We start from the raw sequence: 18,195 nt of genomic DNA on the forward strand, positions 1-18,195 counted from the left end.
CTTAGAAACGCATGCCGAGCGTGGCCGTGACCGCATTCTCGGTGTAATCGGTACTCCCCTCCGCCTTCTGGTAGCGATAGCGCAGGCCAGCCTGGGTCTGCGGGCCAAGCTGCCGGCTCAGGCCCAGGGAAGCGAGCAGGCGCTTCGTCTCCAGCCCGGAGCTATCTCGCCCCTCGGAGTTCGTCCGGGTCAGGCTGGCATCGAGCGCACTGGTGCCGGTGAGGCGATGGCTCCACGCCACGGTTGCCGAGGTAGTGAGTACGTTGTCGGTGTTCTGGAAGTCATCGGTACCGGGCAGCAGGCTGGAGATGTTGCTGACCAGCGAGCGATCCGCCCGCGAGACCGAGAAGCTGAGCGTATTGCGCACCCCCAGCAACGAGAAACCCGCACTCAGCGACTGATTGACGTACGCCGCATTGGAGCGCAGCGTAAGCCGCGCAATGCAGTTCAGGAGAAGCTGGAAACGGTCGAGAGGGTCGGTGATCTCAGGAAAGTTCGCCGGATTCGAGACGAAATCCAGGCATGCCTGGCCCGAGGCCTCCGTCAGCCCGGGCCCGAGTTCCTGCGCGGTCGAGGACAGATCCCGACTCGCACTCAGGTACCACACCGAGCGCCGCATGCGGTGATTGAGGCCCAGATTGTAACCACGCCCGAAGAGGCGGTCCTCAACCGTGGCCGTGATCGAAGTACGGTCGGTGGGATACCAGTCAAAACCGGCCCCCACGATATCGCCACTGGTCCTGCGGCCGCTTGCATAGTCGTTGGATTCGTGACCGCCGATTGCACGCAGGCGGAACTGCGGCGACAGGTTTGCAAACAGCGTGCCGCGCAGGGTCTCTGCGCTGCGCGAGCTGCTCTCGGCCGTGCCGCCATCCGAGTCGGTGCGCGTATAGGCCACCCCCCAACCCAGGAAGCGCCGGCCGCCGGGGTCGGAGAGGCGGACGCCCAGGGTCTCGACGTTCTGGTTGCCGAGCCCATCGCTGCCGGAACTGATCCCGCGCGACGAATACTCGACGGCACCGACCGCCGCCTCGCCGAAGCGCAGGTCCGACTCCAGTCGGGGCGCAATCGACCAGGTACGCGTTTCACTCGAGCGCTGGCTCGACAGCCGGTCGCCAGAGGCCCCGCCGGAAAACGCCGACAGATTGTTGCGGCTGATGCCGGCGTCGAAATCGATGAAAAGCAGATCCTCTACCGCCTCGAAGCTGCCGCGCCCCTGCAGGCTCAGGTAAGAGCTGTTACGGTCCGTGTCGTCGGCATAGACCAGGTTGCGCAGGCGCGCACTCAGGCCACCGTTGAGCCGGCCACTGGTGCGCGACACGGAGATGCCGGGAGAAACCTCGAAGACCCAGTCCGCCTCGCCGCCTCCCGACACGCCACCCGCCGCGCCGGCGTTGTCGGTCCAGGTGAGCGAGGTATCGAGGGAGGGCGTGACGGTGACCGACTGTGCGAGCACGCTGCCACAGCCAAGGAGCGCGCCGACAAGCACCCCGATGACAGGCGCACGCCCGACGAGACGGACGTCAGGCAGCTTCCGGGCGGGTTTCCGGCGTTTGTCCATATCCATATCCGTATCCGTAACCGTAGTAACCGCCGACTGCACGCTCGCGCGACTTGTTCAGCACCATGAGCCTGACCGGGCAGCTATCGACGGTGGCGAGCGCCTGTCGCACGTGAGCATGCGTGGTGCGCTCAGCCTCGACCACAATGACGACCTGCCCCATGTGGGTCGCCAGCACGCGGGACTCGGTGGTCACCAGCACCGGCGGCGAATCGAACACGATGATGCGGTCCGAATAGCGGTGGGCCATCTGCGCAAGCATGCTCGTCATCGCCTCGGACGCCAGCAACTCGGTGGCGCGCTGATGCGGCATGCCGGCAGGCAGGATCGACAGCTTGTCGATGTTGGTGCGCAGCATCACGTCACCCAGATCGGGCACCTCGCCCGACAGCACATCCATCAATCCACGCTGGGCGGGCAGACCGAGCTCGCGCAGCACGGACGGGCGCGACACGTCGGCATCGACCAGTAGTACGGTGTAGTCGAGTTCCATCGCCATGCTGATGGCGAGATTGATTGCGTTGAACGTCTTGCCTTCGCCGGGCAAGGCACTGGTGATCATGATCAGGTTGCCGTTCTCGATCGCAGCCGGCCCGGCATCGGTGGCGTTGCGCAGCAAGGGCCGCTTGATGATGCGGAACTCCTCGGCGATCGAACTGCGCGGCTGGTCCGGCGTGACGAAGCCGCGCGCAGCCAATCTTTCCAGGTCGATTCGGATCGAGCGCCCCACAGCCCGGGCCGCCTTGGGGGCATCGTCCGCCGCCGGCGCCACGGCTTCCGCTGTCCGGATGACCTGCTCAGGCTTGGCCAGGCGGTCTCCCTTGGGAGCGGCATCCGGCGCCGCCGCTGCAGACGGGGCAGGCGCCCGCGCGCCCTCGACTACCACGGCCGCTGCCTGCTGCTCGCCATCGGGCTCGCGGGCCGCTTGCTTGAGCCTGTCCAGGCGCTCGACTGCTTTTTCGATAATGCTCATCGTGTGTATCCGTTCAGCCCTGCAGTATCTTGAGTGCGGCGGTGGCGAAGGCGAAGGCCCCGGCGTAGGCGGCCAGCCCACCTCCGAACGCGATCAGGCCGTTGCGACGCTTGCGCCGGCGCTCAGGCGTCGGCAGCATCGACACCGTACCCAGCACCGGCAGGCCGCTGATCTCGCGCAGCTGACGCGGATCGCCGAAGGACGGTCGCAACTGGCTGATCAGGAAGGTCAGCGCAAACCCGGCCCCCAAGCCCACCAGCGCAGCCAAAGGCAGCAACAGCAGACGATTCGGTGCAGACGGCTTGGTCGGCATCGACGGTGGATCGATGACGCGGAAGTCGGCAATACCAGCCTGGGTGTTCATCTCGGCAGCGATGCTGGCCGACTCGCGGCGCGACACGAGCGCATCGTAGTTGGATTTATGGACGCTGTAGTCGCGATTGAGCTGCGCCATCTCCGTCTCGAGTTGCGGAATACGTTGCGCGTCGGCCTGCAAGGTCTCGAGCCTGCTTTCGAACTCGGTCACGCGAGCACGCAAGGAGGCCACACGCGCTTCTCCCTGGGCCAGTGCAAGCCGCGTCTGCTCGATCCCCGACCCCATGCCAAAACCGCCCATCGGACTGGCGACCGGATTCTCGCGCATCTGCGCGAGGAGATCCTGCTTCTGCTTCTCGAGCTCCTCGATCACTCGCCGAGCACCGACCACATCCGGATGGCGCTCGGTGTAGCGCTGCAGCAAATCGTCGAGGTTGCGCTGAAGCGTCTCGATGCGTGCATCGATCTCCGGGGTGGCCAGCATCGGCGGCGGCGCAAAATCGGCCTCGGACTGCCCGCTTGCCAACTGCTGCTTCATCGCATCACGCGAGTTCTCTGCCTCGCGGAGCTCGAGACGGGCCTGACGCAGCTGCTCGTTAACGTCGGCAATCTGCGTGATGTAGTCGCGCGTGCCGGCGCCAAGCAGCGCCATGTTGCGCAGACGGAAGTCCTTCAGCCGGTTCTCCGCCTCGGTCAGCTTCTGCTCGTAGCTGCGGATCTGCTCCTCGATGAACCTGCGCGCGGCGTCGGCATCCTGGCGGTTGCTCCCCAGGCCCGACTCCACGAACAAGGACAGCAAGGACTGGACTACGCGCTGGGCACGCTCGGGCCTCGTATCGGCGTAGGCGAGGGTGAACAGGTTGTCCCGCCCGGTGGAACGGATCTGCAGATCGCTCATCAGGGCGTTGATCAGCGCCTCGCGCTCCGCCGGACTGCGCACGCCCAGATCAAGGTCGGCCATGGTGATGAGCTTCTCGACGTTCGGCCGGCTGATCAGCGTGCGGCTGAGCATGTTGATCTGCTGACTGACGTTGGGCTGCACCGCGAGGCCCGACATGAGCGGCCGAAGCACGGACTGCGTATCGACATTGATGCGAGCAGTAGACTCGTACTTGTCGGGCATGAGATAGATCGCCACCCCGCCGGCGACGCCGACCAGCCAGGCCAAAGCCAGGCCCCACCAGCGGAATCGCCACATGCCGCGCAGGTAGCCTGTGACTTGAGATACGAGTTCTTCCATGTGTCCTTGCCGTGCTGCACGCCAAGACCCCAGCCACAAGCGGGCCGGGTGCCGACGTTCGAGTGAGAGATCAGAACCAGCTCTGCGGAATGATCAGTACGTCGCCCGGACGCATCTCGACGTTGGCCGAGACGTCGCCACGCTTCACGAGATCGCGAATACGGACGCTGTACTGCTTGTTGCCTTCGGCCGTGCGCAGGATGGTCGCTGCATTGCCATCGGCGAAGTCGGTGAGACCGCCGACTGCAATCATCACGTCGAGCAGGGTCATCTTCTGCTTGTAGGGCAGCGTCTGCGGATTGCCTGCCTCACCGATCACGCGGATCTGCTCGCTGTACGGCCCGACAAACCCGGTGACGATGACGGTGACGACCGGATCACGGATGTACTTGGCGAGGTGCTGTTCAATGTCGCGGGCAAGCGTGGTCGAATCCTTGCCCATTGCAGGCAGATCCTCGACGAGCGGCGCCGTGATCTTGCCGTCGGGCCGCACAGGCACCGACGTTGACAACTCAGGGTTGCGCCACACGTTGATCGAAACGGTGTCCCCCGGGCCGATCACATAGTTGTAGTCCGCGTCTGCCGCGGAGGGCGGAGCGGGTGGAAAGCTCGACGCACATCCAGCCAGCACACCCACCGCCAGCACCGGCATCAAGCACCGCCCAAGCGAACTCCATGCGCCCCGTAAGCTGCTCACCATGACAAGCCCCCTGTTCTGTCTCAAGATTCGCAATGATACGACGTCGATCCACGATTGGGGATGCTAGGCGGATGCAGGTTTGCGTCGACAGGAACAAATGCACACAATCGCTTACACTACGCAGTGATCGACGTCTGTAGATTCTGGAACATTTGTTGCAACAGAAAGGCCTGCGCGCGGCAGATATGGCGAGCAGGTCGGCGCTATACTGTCCTGAACATCACTCGAGAACTCGGCCACTTCCATGCATGGATCACAACCTGCGCCTGACGCCTTACATGCGTCCATGGCGGTCAGTAGTGCGCGCGCGCCTCATTCCGACGCCGCCCAGCCTGGCAATGCCGGCTTCGTCAACGCGCTCCCTCCCCCGCTCGATGCGGCCAACGGCCTGGCTTTCGAGCAGAACGGGTTCCAGATTCGCATCGCCAACGGCTGTGACGATCTGAAACGCCAGAGCAGCAGACTGGTGGAGCGTATGTATTCGGCTCGCGGCCTGTTCCCTTACGGGATGCACGCCGAGCTCGATCGCCGGGACATCACCGTGGTCGCGCTGCGCGAAGGACATGCGGTTGCGACGCTCACTCTGCGCATGGATCTGGGCTCCGGCCTGCTGGCAGACACTTTGTACAGCAATGAGATCGACGCTGTCCGAAAAACCGGCGGCAAAGTGTGCGAAATCACACGACTCGCAATCGATCCCGACCTTGGCTCGCATGATGCGCTCGCCGGACTGCTGCAGGCGCTCTACGTGCTGGCGAAGCTGACCCAGCGAATGTCGGACGTCTTCATCGAAGTCCATCCTCGCCACGCACGCTTCTATCAGCGCATCTTCGGGTACAGGGTTGCCGGCCCCGAACGCGTCTGCCCTCGCGTCGGTGCTGCAGCGGTACTGCTTCACCTTTCGCACCGGCAATTCGAACGCGCTTTGGCCAGGCATGACGACGAAGCCGGCCGACCGCCACCGCGCGCAATCCGCCTGCTCCCGTCTGAAACCACCCTCCAAGACCTGCTGGCAGGACTCAAGCGCAGCTGAGCCGCGCTCGATGAGGCTGTCGCAAGCGCGCCGAACACTGCGTTGGAGCGCATGATCATTGCTGTCACGTGCTACGCGACGGACAAGCACTGACCGAGGTTTCGGCCCACGCCTCAAGCCGCCCCAACGGCAAGGCCGCGCGCTCCTGTCGGCACTCAGAACCAGTGACGAACCTCCACGTAGGCACGGTCACTGCGATCGAAAGCACTCAGGCGTCCCGTACCACTGCCGCCAAACACATCGACACCAGTCACGGCACGCCAGGCCGGCGCGAACTTCCAGGTCAGCTTCGGCCTGAGCATGTAGTCCGAACGGTTGAGACTGGAAACGGCCAGGAACTCGAGTTCCAGCTCATTGCCGATCGAATGCACAGCCTGGAAGGTCAGGCCGGACTCGAGCCTGTCGCTCACCATGGTGCTGCGATGCTCATCGAGCCAACGACCGTATAGCTGGGTGTTGAAGCGCCAATCGGCACCTGCCGGGATATCGGCACCGATCGCATAGTCGATCATGTCCGTCTTCTCGAGCCCGAGCAGCCTGCCGCCCGGAACCGGCGCCGCGACCAGTGTGTTGACGCCACGCCCACGGGTATGAACCGCCTCACCCTTGAGTACGAAGCTACCCAGGTCCTTGCTGAAGGTCGCACCGATCTGATGCAGTCGCTCGTGCCGCAAGGAGGCGGTGCCCACCCCCACTTCGTACAAGGTCGGCGCGACGTCGTAGCTGCGGTAGTAGAAGGCCGACAGATCCCAGCCACTCACCAGATGGGAGACGCGTGCGCCCCAGTTGCTGTTGCGCAGACTGTCAGAGGGCTTGTGCTCGGTCACGACGGTATTCGCCGGCAGTGCGGCAAAGGTGTAGAAATCGCCACCCGGCTTGCCGATCTCGTCGAAGCTGGGCTTGGGGATCCAGACCAGCTCGAAGTGGCTGCTGCCGGCAAAGTACTCCGCCCGCGCCGCCCACTGCGCAATGCGCAGGCTTTCGAACTCGGGCAGCAGGAACTCTCGCATGTCGCGGGCCGAGACGACGTCGGCAAAGAAGAAGCCGACCATCTCGCCCCAGATGATGTGCTGGCGGCCGAGGCGGAACTCCCAGTCGCCCTGACCAAGATCCACGTAGGCCTCGCGCAGGATCAGATTGCGCCGCTGGTCCCTGCGCACGGCGGCCGGGTAGTGCTCATCCTCGAGATCGAAGGCCGCATCCGCATCGGCACGCGCGTTGAGCTTCCAGCGCACTCGAGGCGCAAGCTGGCCACTGCCGGCAAGCTCGACGCGGGCACGCAGTCGCGACCAGTGCTCGGGGTCGGGCAGTGTGTAGGCGGCCCCCAGCTCGGCATAACCGCTCCACTTCATGCCGCTGCCCGCAGCGGCGCCTTCCGGGGCGCCGACATCGAAGAGCGCATCGAGCTCTGCATCGAACTCGGCATCCTCCGCAGCGTCACTGGCATCATCGGCCGCATGCGCCGGCGGGAGGATCATGAGCAACGCCACGGCGGAAAGGGTGGCAAGGGCGAGTCGATTCAAGGCAGGCATGGTGTGCTTTCTCACTAGATTTCCGGGTCTTCTTCATCACGCGGCCGACGGTCCTGCACGAACACCCAGCGCCCCTCGGCTTTCATGCCGAGTGCGGTGATCTGGCCGTCGGCGATGCGCACCAGACGGTCAGCCATGTTCATGACCTTGCGGTCGTGAGTGGAGAACACGAAGGTGGTGCCGGACTGGCGGTTGATGTCGCGCATCAGCTTCAGGATGCTCGAACCCGTCTTGCTGTCGAGGTTCGCAGTGGGCTCGTCGGCAAGCACGATCTTTGAATGCGTGGCGAGCGCGCGCGCAATCGCCACGCGCTGGCGCTGACCGCCCGAAAGCTGGTTCGGGCGATGGTCGGCATACTTGCTCAGGCCTACCATGCCAAGATAGTGCCGGACCCGCTCGGCACGTTCCTTCTTCGACAACTCCGGCATCTGCAGCAACGGATACTCGACATTCTCCTCTGCCGACAGCACCGGCAGCAGGTTGAAGGTCTGGAAGATGAAACCGATGGTGCGCGCGCGCAGGTCGGCAAGCTGATCGGGCGTGCGATCGGATACGTCATGGCCGTCGATGACCACACGGCCCGCGCTTGGCGTGTCGATACAGCCTATGATGTTGAGCAGGGTAGACTTTCCGCTACCGGACGGCCCTGCGATGGCGAGAAACACGCCGGGCTCGATCGACAGGGTGACGTCTTCGAGCGCCTGGACGAGTTGATCCCCCAGCAGGAAACGCTTGCTCACGTGTTCGACCTGGACGATGGGCATGTGCAGGGCTGAAAATCTGATTGGACGCCGAAAGGATAGCACTCATGACGCACAGTTTACGATCCCGTCGCCGCTTCGTTGCCGCCCTGGCGAGCGGCCTGCTGCTCCCCACCCTGCTGCGGGCAGCCGACGCCCAGGACGACGACGAGGCTGTCAGTGTGGTGGCCGCCGCCGATGCGGTGCGCTTTCCACGCGAGAGCTTCCAGACCGAAATCTCGGTCGCCAACCTCAGCGACGGCAAGGAGGGCGACACGCGCAAGTATCGCGTCCTGTCACGCGGCAACGAGAACACCATCGTCCTCACTCTCGAGCCCGCCACCGAACGCGGCCAGGCACTGCTCATGCGGGGCCGCGATCTATGGGTGTTCATGCCGGCGGTGTCGCAGCCGGTACGCCTGTCGCTGGCGCAACGGCTCACAGGCCAGGTGGCCAATGGCGACCTCGCGCGCGCAAACTTCGCCGGCGACTACCGGCCGACCATCGCCGGCCGCGACAGCGTGGGCGGCACGCCGGCGGTGGTGCTGGACCTCACCGCGGTGGACCGCAGCGTGACCTACGCGCGGGTGAGGTACTGGGTGGCGGAAGCCGACAAACGCCCCCTCAAGGCCGAGTTCTATGCGCTCTCGGGCCGACTGCTAAAGACCGCGTTATACGAGGACTTCCGCCAGATGGCAGGGCAGCTGCGCCCAACTCGGCTGGTCATGGAAGATGCGCTGAAAAAGGGGGAGGTCTCCGTGCTGACCTACGAGAACATGAACGTCCGCGACCTGCCCGAACGCATGTTCACCCGCGAGTACATGCGCCGGCTGCAGCAATAGCCTCATGGCACGACCCGGATCTTGCCGCCGGTGACGGCAAGCAGATGGCGCGCCAAGGCTTCGCGCACGCTGTCTTCGCCATGGACGAGGCGTACCTCGGCCGGCAGGTGGCGCATACGGGTAACGAAGCGAGTGAGGTTGTCGCGGTCGGCATGTGCCGAATAGCCTGCAAGCGTGTGGATGCCGGCACGGATATCGACACGTTCGCCGTCGAGTTCCACGTAACCGCCGCGCGGCCCGTAGGTCTGGATCGCATGCCCGGGCGTGCCGCGCGCCTGATAGCCGACGAAGACGACGTCGTGGCGAGCGTCGCCGAGCATGGCCTTGAGGTAGTTCACCACCCGGCCACCAGCGCACATGCCGCTGGCGGCAATGACGATAGCCGGTTCGCGACTGCGCGCGAGGCGGCGTACGTTGGCTTCGTGCAACGCATGACTATCGATCGCGACCAACTGCTCGTAGGAAAGGGGCTTACGCCCGGCGCGCACCCTGGCCTTGGCCTCTGCATCCCAGAACGGCTGCAATTCCCGGTAGAGCTCGGTGAAACGCAACGCCAATGGTGAGTCGAGAAAGATCCTGAGCTGCGCCCACTGCCCGGCAAACTCGCCGGGGCGCCGACGCTGCCGGTACAGGATGTCCTCGAATTCGTACAGCAACTCCTGCGTGCGGCCAATGCTGAAAGCCGGGATGATGACCGTGCCGCCATCACGCAACGCATGCTCGACCACGGCCTGCAGGCGCTCGCGACGGCTGCGGCGATCCTCGTGCGCACGGTCACCATAAGTGCTCTCGAGCACCACGACATCGGCCTGCCAAGGCGGCTGCGGCGCGGGCAGCAAGGGCGCATGGGGTGCCCCCAGGTCTCCCGAGAACAGCACCCGCTTGGGCTGCGGCCAAGCCGCGCCGGAAAGCTCGCATTCGACATAGGCCGAGCCGAGGATGTGACCAGCACGCTGGAGGCGGATGCGGCAGATGGCGTCCGGGCTGCGGTACACCGTATGCCACTGGCGGTAGGGCAAGGCGCGGATGCGCGCTTCAACAAGCTTGAGATAGCGCTCGACGATCTCCTTGTTGCGGCTGACACCAAGCTCGAAGGCATCGGCAAGCACCGTAGGCAACAGCCGCGCCGAGGGCTCGCTGCAGAAGATCGGCCCCTTGAAACCCGCCGCAAGCAGCCAGGGCAGGCGACCGCAATGGTCGATGTGCACATGGGTAAGAACGAGCGCACCAATGCCCCTGACCGGGAAGTCGATGTCCAGCCGGTCCGCTGCAGCGCGACCATCGGGCGCGGTCTCGGCGCCCTGGAACAAGCCGCAGTCGACCAGCAGGCTGTTGTCGTCCTCGATGAAAAGCTGATGGCAGGAGCCGGTCACGCCGTTGCGCGCGCCGTGATGCACGATCGTCGGGTTCATGCCGGGATTCTAGCGGCACCACCTATTAATGCCAAATGGAAGTCCGTTCCAGGACGACCCTGCAGCGCCAACCGCTTGCCCTGCCCGATGGCTTACTCCATGCCCCACTTCTGCAGCCGATAGCGCAGCTGGCGCAAGGTCATGCCGAGGTTGCGCGCCGCCGCACTGCGATTCCAGCGCGTCTGCTCGAGCGCGCGGATGATGCGCAGACGCTCGGCGTCGTCGGCAGCGGGTTCCTGCCCGGGCTCTCCGCCGCCGCCATGGTCGCCGAAATCGCCTGGCACCTGAAAGCCAAAAGGCCCCGCGGCACTGTCGGTAAGCCAGCCAGACGCCGTCTGGTCCGGGTAGAGCTCGATGTCGGCGGCGTCGATCTCGTCGCCCTCGCACATCGCGCAGGCACGCTCGAGCAGGTTCTCGAGCTCGCGCACATTGCCCGGGAAGGCATAGCCCTGCAGCGCATGCAGCGCGGCGGCCGACAGTCGGCGCGGCGCCCCGCCCTCACGCGCAGCCAGGCGAGCGAGGATGTGCTCGGCAAGCGCGGGAATGTCCTCACGGCGCTCGCGCAGCGGCGGCATGCGCAAGGTGATGACGTTGATGCGGAAGAAGAGGTCCTGGCGGAAGCGCCCTTCCGCGACCAGTCGCCCGAGATCCTGATGCGACGCCGACAACAGGCGCACATCGACCGGCTCCTCGGCATGGGCGCCGACCGGCCGTACCGCGCGCTCCTGGATGGCGCGCAACAGCTTGACCTGCATGGCCAGCGGCAACTCACCGATCTCGTCCAGAAACAGCGTGCCGCCGCTCGCAGCCTGGAACAGGCCCTGCTTGTCGCTGGCCGCGCCGGTGAAGCTGCCCTTGCGATGACCGAAAAACTCGCTTTCCATCAGCTCGGGCGAGATCGCTCCGCAGTTCACCGGCACAAAGGGCCCGGCGGTACGCGTCCCCAGGCTGTGGATGAAGCGGGCGATGACCTCCTTGCCGGTCCCCGACTCACCATGGATGAACACGGGCGCCTGGTTGCGCGCAAGCTTCTCGGCCTGGGCGCGCAACTGCATGAAGGCGGGCGAATGCCCGATCAGGGCACGTTCGGGCGTGGTTCCCGCAGCCTTATCCCCGGTCGCGCCCAGCCTGAGGGCATGGGTGACGAGCTCGCGCAGGGCCTTGAGCTCGACCGGCTTGGTGACGAAGTCGAAGGCACCGAGCTTGAGTGCCCTGATCGCGGTCTCGATACTGCCGAATGCGGTGATCACCGCCACCGGCAAGCCCGGGCAGTGTGCCTGGATGTGCTCCACCAGGCCAAGCCCATCGCCATCGGGTAGCCGCATGTCGGTCAGGCACAGGCGATAACGGCGAGCCTCCAGTCGGGCGATCGCATCGGCGACGGTGCCCACTGCGTCGCAAGCCAGGCCAAGACGCATCAGCGACAGTTCGAGCAGTTCGCGGATGTCTTCCTCATCGTCGACGATGAGCACGTCGACTGACTGGGGGCGTTGACGGCGTTCGACGGCATTCATGGTGTCGTGCGTCCGGTAAGAACCAGGTGGGCGCCCTGGGTGGAGGGCGCAAGCTCTAGCGTGGCGTCGTTGGCCTCGGCAAGCTCGCGTGCGATGTAAAGGCCCAGCCCCGTGCCCTTGGGGTGGGTGGTGAAGAAGGGCTCGAACAACTGCGCGCGCATCGCCTCATCGAAGCCCGGGCCGTCGTCGCTGACGTGCAGCGCCGCGCGCCCCCCAGCCAGGAGTTCGGCACTCAAGCGCACCGAGCCCGGCGCACCCGAGCAATAGCGGCTGGCATTTGCAAGCAGGTTGTCGAGGACCTGATGCAGATGGGCACGATCAATCGCAAAGGTTAGACCAGGGTCGATGTCGACATGGTACAGGCCCTCTTCCTGGGCAGCGCGGAACACCCTGGCGTCGATCACCTCGGCGACGAAGGCGGCAAGCGGCAGCGCCTCGGGCATCGCCTGTTCGCGCCGGCCCAGCGCCAGCACGTCGCGAATCATGCGCTCGATACGGTGGGCATTGTCGTTGATGATGCGCACGAGCCTGAGCTGCATCTCGCCGCGCTTCTCCTCACGCAACAGTTCGGCCGCCTGGGTGACGGCCGACAAGGGGTTGCGGATCTCATGCGCCATGCTGGCGGTCAGCCGTCCGAGTGCCGCCAGCTTGATCTGCTGCAAGTGGCGCTGAATGTCCTCGAAGTCGGTCAGATAAAGCAGCGTATCGCCCGCGGCTGCGCTCCCGGCCTCTCCCGCCACGCTGCGGCAACGCAGCAGACGGCCGTCCGCGCCGATACGCAGCAAGCGCCCCTCGTCACCAAGCGCCCCCTGCAGGATCGGTCTGAAACCCTCGTCGAGGTCGGCCAGCGCCAAGCCCTCGAGGGCTTCCGCGCTCGAGTGGGTCAGGCCCAGCAGCGCTATCGCCTGCGCGTTCAGGTGCAGGATCCTGCCCTGCGCATCGACCACGATCACGCCGTCCTGCATGTCGCGGATGATGTGCTCGCTGACCGCCTGTTGCTTGGCGAGCGCCAAACCACGCTCGGCGGCCAGGGTGGCGTTGGCCTTGGCGCGCAGGGCAAGCAGGCGGGCGACGAGGGCGATGCCGAAGAAGCCCGCGCAGAATATGCCCACCTGCAGGAAATCGACCGAGTCGCTGCCTGCCGCATGGCGCCAGGCGTTCTCGATGAGCACCGCCAGGGTGGCCAGGGCCGCGAAGAACAGCACCATCCGCCCTTCCATGACCAGGCCCGCGCCCGCGAGCACGATCATCATCAGCACCGGCATACCGCTGCGGTAACCGCCGCTCGCCCACATGATGACGGACAGTGCGAGCACATCGACCAGTACCTGCAGGATGATGACACGCTCTGCGCCGAGACGCCGCGACGCATCGGGGAAACCGAGCGCGAGAACCAGGCCCAGGTAGGCAAAGGCTGCGACCTGGAACACCAATGGTCGCTCCCCGCCCAGGCCGAGGTCGCGGCCCGCGACAAGGAACAGCCCGGCCATGAGCAGCCGGAACAGGTTCAGGTAGCGAAGCGACGTGCTGCGGGTGCGTTCGACCTCGGCAGCCGCGGCCGCTGATTCAGTGCGCACGTGGTCCGGCGCGACGATGGGCGTCGCAACAGTAAAAAGCCCGCTCGTCGGACACCCCTTCGGACTCGGGCACATTCACGCCGCAATGTGCGCACTCGAGCATCCGCTCGGGTGCGGCACGCTCTTTCCTGGCGGCGCGGCGCGCAGCAAATCCACCCTGGTCCTTGAAGCGCCGCAAGGCTGCACGCAACCACCAGATGGCAATGAAGACGAGGATCAGGATGAGCAGATTGCGCACGTTGAAGGGCGCAGACCCTGCGCCACGGCAGTGGAAACGCCCGGATTCTAGCACGCCCCCCCTACGGCCATTGCCCACGGCGGGCGCGGGTTTGCGACAATAAGGCCCCTGCTCCCGACCGCATCGCCGCGCCATGCCATCCTTTCCTGCTCCCCTCGCCTCCCGCCTGCCCGCCGTCGGCACGACGATCTTCACCGTGATGTCGCGCCTGGCCCAGGAGTGCGGCGCCATCAACCTGTCCCAGGGCTTTCCCGATTTCAACGCCGAGGACGTGTTGTTCGAGCGCGTCGCACATTGGATGCGCACCGGCCACAACCAGTACGCGCCGATGGCCGGCTGCCTTGCGCTGCGCGCGGCAATCGCCGCCAAGGTCGAGACGCTGTATGGCACGGCCTATGACGAGGAGTCCGAGATCACCGTCACCGCGGGCGCCACCCAGGCCTTGTTCACCGCCGTGACTGCATGCGTGCATCCCGGCGACGAGGTCATCGTGTTCGAGCCGGTGTACGACTCCTACGTGCCCGCGATCGAGCTCGCCGGCGGCACGCCGGTGCGGCTGCAGCTCTCCGCCCCCGACTACCGCCCGGACTGGGAGGCGGTGGCCGCGGCGATAACGCCGCGCACGCGCATGATCATGATCAACACCCCGCACAACCCCACCGCGACCATCTGGACGCGCGCCGACCTCGACCGCCTGGCTGCGCTCACGCGTGGCACCGGCATCATCGTGGTGGCCGACGAGGTCTACGAGCATATCGTGTTCGATGGCGCCAGCCACGCAAGCTGCGCCGCCCACCCCGAACTGGCGGCGCGCAGCTTCGTGGTCTCGAGCTTCGGCAAGACCTACCACATTACCGGCTGGAAGGTCGGCTACGTACTGGCGCCGCGCGAGCTCATGGCAGAGTTCCGCAAGGTGCACCAGTTCAATGTGTTCACGGTGAACACCCCGGTTCAACTCGCGCTCGCCGACTACATGGCCGACGCCGGCCGCCACACCGGACTGGCCGCCTTCTACCAGGCCAAGCGCAACTACTTCCGTGCCGCACTGGCCAACTCTCGCTTCGATCTGCTGCCCGCGCACGGCACCTACTTCCAGCTCGCCCGCTACGAGCGCATCAGCGCACTCGGCGACACGTCCTTCTGCGAACACCTGACCCGCAAGGTGGGCGTGGCCGCCATACCCGTATCGGCCTTTTTCGCAGACGGTCGCGACGAACGCGTGATCCGTTTCTGCTTTGCCAAGAACGAAACCACCCTGGCCGCAGCCTGCGAACGGCTCAATGCCATTTGAGCGACTTCCCGGGCACGGACCGGGCGCGCTGCAGACAGCGCCCAGGCCGGCACGGCGCGGGGCACGACTACCCCAACTCGATTACTCGATCCACGCTGGACAACCGATAAGCATGTTCCAACAACCGATCCCCACCCTGTTCCGTGACGGCGACCGCCTGCTGGTCCTCGACCAGACCTTGCTGCCCTTTCGCACCGAACGCGCCGCCCTGAGCACCCTGGACGATGTGGCTGCCGCCATCCGCGACATGCAGGTGCGCGGCGCCCCCCTGATCGGCGCCACCGCAGCCTTCGGCGTGGCACTCGCACTCGAGCGGCAGGGTGCCGACGACCGCAGCTTGCAGCACGCCCTCACCGTACTGGGCGCAACCCGCCCGACCGCAGTCAACCTGCACTGGGCGCTGGCGCGCATGGACACGGCGCTGCGGCCGCTGCGGCCCGCGCAGCGGCTAGCTGCGGCGTGGGCCGCAGCGGAAGCCATACGGCTCGACGATGCACAGACATGCGATGCGATCGGCCGCCACGGCCTGGACATCCTGCGCGCGCTGGCAGCAACTCGCACGCGCCCGCTGCGCATCATGACGCACTGCAACGCCGGCTGGCTTGCCACCTGCGGCGCCGGCACCGCGCTGGCGCCGATCTACGCCGCGCAGGCCGCGGGGCTCGCAGTCGAGGTCTTCGTCAGCGAAACCCGTCCGCGCAACCAGGGCCTGCTCACAGCCTGGGAACTGCGCGCCGCAGGCGTCGCCCACGTACTGATCGCCGACAATGCCGCCGGCCTGCTGCTGATGCGCGGCGAGGTGGACCTCGTCATCACCGGCGCCGATCGAATCGCTGCCAACGGTGACAGCGCCAACAAGGTCGGCACCTACCTGAAGGCGCTCGCCGCACAGGCGGCCGGCGTACCCTTCTACATCGCAGCACCGCACTCGACGCTCGACTTCAGCTGCCCGGACGGGGCTGCGATCCCGATCGAGGACCGCGGCGCGGACGAGGTTTGCCGGCTGCGCGGCGTCACCCCTTCGCCCGGAACCGAGGACGACGAGGGCGAGATCGCCACCGTGCGCCTGGCCCCGATGGACACCCGCGTCGCCAACCCCGCCTTCGACGTGACCCCGGCGGCACTGATCCGCGGCATCATCACCGAACGCGGCGTGGTCGCCGCAGGCGAGTTGGCGGCGCTGTACCCGGAGCGCCGCCAATGAACGGCCACGGCCCGGCTCGCACCACAGCGGGCACAGCGACAGACGAGACGGCCCTGCGCACCACCCTGCTCGACACCCTGCGCGCCATGGGCGCGGCACGCCTGAACGTGGGTACGGCGGGCAATGCCAGCGTACGGCTGGACGGCGGGGACATGCTCATCACCCCCAGCGGCGTGCCTGCCGAGCGCTGCCGCCCCGAGGACATGGCGGTGGTGGCGGCGGACGGCAGCCCGCGCGGGGCGCTCGCCCCATCGTCGGAGTGGCAACTGCACCGCGACATCTATGCCGCCTTTCCGGCGGCGGGAGCGGTGCTGCATGCCCACGCCCCCTTTGCCACCGCATTGGCTTGCCAGCGGCAGGAGATCCCGCCCTTCCACTACATGATCGCGCGCTTCGGTGGCAGCACGGTGCGCTGTGCACGCTACGCCACATTCGGCACCCAGACACTTTCCGATGCCACGACGGCAGCGCTGCAGGACCGCAACGCCTGCCTGCTGGCAAACCACGGCATGGTCGTTTTCGGTCGCGACCTCGAGCATGCATTGGCGCTGGCGATCGAGTTCGAGACCCTGTGCGAACAATACTGGCGCACCCTGCAGATCGGCACGCCAGTGCTGCTCTCGGCGGCAGAGATGGACGAGGTCATCGAGCGCTTCCGTTGGTACGGCAAGGCGCGCAAGGCATGACCGCCCACCGGTCAACGTGAAAGCCCCTGCGCGAACGGGAGGCGTTCGTCCGCGCAGGGGCTTGGCGCCGGAACACGGCGCGGGGGGGCGGCTGCGGGGCCGCCCTGATCAGGGTCGGAGCCGGTGAATCAATCCGCCTGGCGACGCAGGAAGGCGGGGATGTCGTAGGTACCGACGCCGCTCGTGCTCATGGCCTCGACCGTCGTGCGGCGGCCGCTGCGCATCACGGCCGGCACGTCGAGACTGTTCATGTCCACCGCGCCGCTGCTCATCGACGGGCCGTAGGTACCCGTCCCCTGCACCACCTGCATGACCGGCTGACGGGCGGCACGCGGGGCGCCAAGGCCAGTGGCCACGACGGTGATGCGGATGCGGTCTTCCATGGTCTCGTCGAACACGGTGCCGTACTTGACGAAGGCCTCAGGCGCAGCGAAGGCCTGCACGGTCTTCACCGCATCGCGCACTTCCGACATCTTGAGCGACTTGCTGGCGGTGATGTTGATCAGCACGCAACGCGCGCCCGACAGTTCGGTGCCCTCGAGCAGCGGCGAGACGGCAGCCTGCTCGGCAGCGATGCGCGCGCGGTCCAGGCCCGAAGCCTCGGCCGAGCCCATCATCGCACGGCCCATCTCGGCCATCGCGGTACGCACGTCCTGGAAGTCGACGTTGACCAGGCCGGGAACGTTGATGATCTCGGCGATGCCACCCACCGCCGAACGCAGCACGTTGTCTGCCGAGCGGAAGCACTCCTCGAAGCCGGCATCGTCGCCATAGACGTCGAGCAGCTTGTCATTGAGCACGACGATCAGCGAATCGACATGGCGGGTGAGCTCTTCCACGCCGCTCTCGGCGACACGGATACGGTTCTCGAAGTCGAAGGGCTTGGTCACCACGGCGACGGTCAGGATGCCCATCTCCTTGGCAATCTCGGCCACCACGGGTGCCGCACCGGTACCGGTGCCGCCACCCATGCCGCCGGTGATGAAGACCATGTGTGCGCCTTCGAGCACCGCAGCGATGTCATCACGCGACTCCTGCGCAGCGGCACGGCCCGCCTCGGGCTTGGAGCCGGCGCCGAGGCCCGTCTTGCCCAGCTGAACCTTGGTGGTCGCCAGGCAGCGATTGAGCGCCTGGGCGTCGGTGTTGGCGGAGATGAAATCCACCCCCTTCACGCCTTCACGGATCATGTGGTCGACAGCGTTGCCGCCGGCACCGCCCACGCCGATCACCTTGATCATCGTCCCGCTCGATTCCTTCTCAACAATCTCGAACATTTGCCTCGCCTCCTGAATTGACGGCCCTGCTCAACACCGAATGCCGCCAGCCCGCATTTAGTA

General features: G+C 66.1%; 16 protein-coding genes. 5 read left to right on the plus strand and 11 right to left on the minus strand.

All coding sequences use genetic code 11. The features are described 5' to 3' along the window. Position 1 precedes the first annotated feature (1 nt). The 4 genes from C662_RS07695 to C662_RS07710 all read right to left on the minus strand — a co-directional run bounded on the left by C662_RS07695 (position 2) and on the right by C662_RS07710 (position 4,741). Complete coding sequence (locus C662_RS07695) at positions 2-1,561, minus strand: TIGR03016 family PEP-CTERM system-associated outer membrane protein (protein WP_002926897.1); 1,560 nt, start codon at positions 1,559-1,561, stop codon at positions 2-4. Next, on the minus strand, positions 1,524-2,534 hold the full coding sequence (locus C662_RS07700; protein WP_002926899.1) for an XrtA-associated tyrosine autokinase: 1,011 nt from the start codon (positions 2,532-2,534) through the stop codon (positions 1,524-1,526). The genes C662_RS07695 and C662_RS07700 overlap by 38 nt, the downstream gene beginning before the upstream one ends. Positions 2,535-2,547: 13 nt before the next feature. Further along, positions 2,548-4,089 (minus strand): XrtA system polysaccharide chain length determinant, encoded by a 1,542-nt coding sequence (locus tag C662_RS07705; protein WP_002926900.1) that lies wholly within the window; start codon positions 4,087-4,089, stop codon positions 2,548-2,550. A 70-nt stretch (positions 4,090-4,159) separates the two neighbouring features. Then, on the minus strand, positions 4,160-4,741 hold the full coding sequence (locus C662_RS07710) for an XrtA/PEP-CTERM system exopolysaccharide export protein (protein WP_002926902.1): 582 nt from the start codon (positions 4,739-4,741) through the stop codon (positions 4,160-4,162). A 334-nt stretch (positions 4,742-5,075) separates the two neighbouring features. Between C662_RS07710 and C662_RS07715 the strand changes: the two genes are divergently transcribed. Further along, positions 5,076-5,822 (plus strand): N-acyl amino acid synthase FeeM domain-containing protein, encoded by a 747-nt coding sequence (locus tag C662_RS07715; protein ID WP_002926903.1) that lies wholly within the window; start codon positions 5,076-5,078, stop codon positions 5,820-5,822. 155 nt (positions 5,823-5,977) lie between these two features. On the opposite strand, the gene C662_RS07720 is transcribed toward C662_RS07715, so the two are convergent. Together C662_RS07720 and C662_RS07725 are read right to left on the minus strand one after the other, a co-directional pair. Then, a complete protein-coding gene (locus C662_RS07720) occupies positions 5,978-7,354 on the minus strand; it encodes a DUF1302 family protein (RefSeq protein WP_002926906.1) in 1,377 nt (458 codons plus the stop codon). 14 nt (positions 7,355-7,368) lie between these two features. After that, the gene (locus C662_RS07725) at positions 7,369-8,118 is read right to left on the minus strand and encodes an ABC transporter ATP-binding protein (RefSeq protein ID WP_002926907.1); all 750 of its coding nucleotides are present in this window, start codon (positions 8,116-8,118) and stop codon (positions 7,369-7,371) included. A 44-nt stretch (positions 8,119-8,162) separates the two neighbouring features. Here C662_RS07725 and C662_RS07730 point away from each other — a divergent pair, with 44 nt between their 5' ends. Then, positions 8,163-8,936 (plus strand): outer membrane lipoprotein-sorting protein, encoded by a 774-nt coding sequence (locus tag C662_RS07730; protein WP_002926908.1) that lies wholly within the window; start codon positions 8,163-8,165, stop codon positions 8,934-8,936. 2 nt (positions 8,937-8,938) lie between these two features. Here C662_RS07730 and C662_RS07735 read toward each other — a convergent pair whose 3' ends face one another. The 4 genes from C662_RS07735 to C662_RS07750 all read right to left on the minus strand — a co-directional run bounded on the left by C662_RS07735 (position 8,939) and on the right by C662_RS07750 (position 13,677). Continuing rightward, positions 8,939-10,348: an MBL fold metallo-hydrolase RNA specificity domain-containing protein gene (locus tag C662_RS07735; RefSeq protein ID WP_002926910.1), complete on the minus strand. Its 1,410-nt coding sequence runs from the start codon at positions 10,346-10,348 to the stop codon at positions 8,939-8,941. Positions 10,349-10,440: 92 nt separating this feature from the next. Continuing rightward, positions 10,441-11,862, minus strand: coding sequence for a sigma-54-dependent transcriptional regulator (locus tag C662_RS07740; RefSeq protein ID WP_002926913.1), 1,422 nt, complete (start codon positions 11,860-11,862; stop codon positions 10,441-10,443). Beyond that, positions 11,859-13,439: a sensor histidine kinase gene (locus tag C662_RS07745; protein ID WP_002926916.1), complete on the minus strand. Its 1,581-nt coding sequence runs from the start codon at positions 13,437-13,439 to the stop codon at positions 11,859-11,861. The genes C662_RS07740 and C662_RS07745 overlap by 4 nt, the downstream gene beginning before the upstream one ends. Continuing rightward, positions 13,429-13,677 (minus strand): PP0621 family protein, encoded by a 249-nt coding sequence (locus C662_RS07750; protein ID WP_002926918.1) that lies wholly within the window; start codon positions 13,675-13,677, stop codon positions 13,429-13,431. The genes C662_RS07745 and C662_RS07750 overlap by 11 nt, the downstream gene beginning before the upstream one ends. 133 nt (positions 13,678-13,810) lie before the next feature. Here C662_RS07750 and C662_RS07755 point away from each other — a divergent pair, with 133 nt between their 5' ends. The 3 genes from C662_RS07755 to C662_RS07765 all read left to right on the plus strand — a co-directional run bounded on the left by C662_RS07755 (position 13,811) and on the right by C662_RS07765 (position 16,858). After that, positions 13,811-14,968: a pyridoxal phosphate-dependent aminotransferase gene (locus tag C662_RS07755; protein ID WP_002926919.1), complete on the plus strand. Its 1,158-nt coding sequence runs from the start codon at positions 13,811-13,813 to the stop codon at positions 14,966-14,968. Positions 14,969-15,080: 112 nt separating this feature from the next. Beyond that, complete coding sequence (gene mtnA, locus C662_RS07760) at positions 15,081-16,172, plus strand: S-methyl-5-thioribose-1-phosphate isomerase (RefSeq protein WP_002926920.1); 1,092 nt, start codon at positions 15,081-15,083, stop codon at positions 16,170-16,172. Then, positions 16,169-16,858 (plus strand): class II aldolase/adducin family protein, encoded by a 690-nt coding sequence (locus tag C662_RS07765; protein ID WP_002926923.1) that lies wholly within the window; start codon positions 16,169-16,171, stop codon positions 16,856-16,858. The genes mtnA and C662_RS07765 overlap by 4 nt, the downstream gene beginning before the upstream one ends. 128 nt (positions 16,859-16,986) lie before the next feature. Here the strand turns inward: C662_RS07765 and ftsZ are convergent, their stop codons facing one another. Beyond that, positions 16,987-18,132, minus strand: coding sequence for a cell division protein FtsZ (gene ftsZ, locus C662_RS07770; protein WP_002926926.1), 1,146 nt, complete (start codon positions 18,130-18,132; stop codon positions 16,987-16,989). Between the last annotated feature and the right edge of the window lie 63 nt (positions 18,133-18,195).

It is taken from the genome of Thauera sp. 28 (genome assembly GCF_000310145.2).
GTDB classification, from domain to species: domain Bacteria; phylum Pseudomonadota; class Gammaproteobacteria; order Burkholderiales; family Rhodocyclaceae; genus Thauera; species Thauera mechernichensis.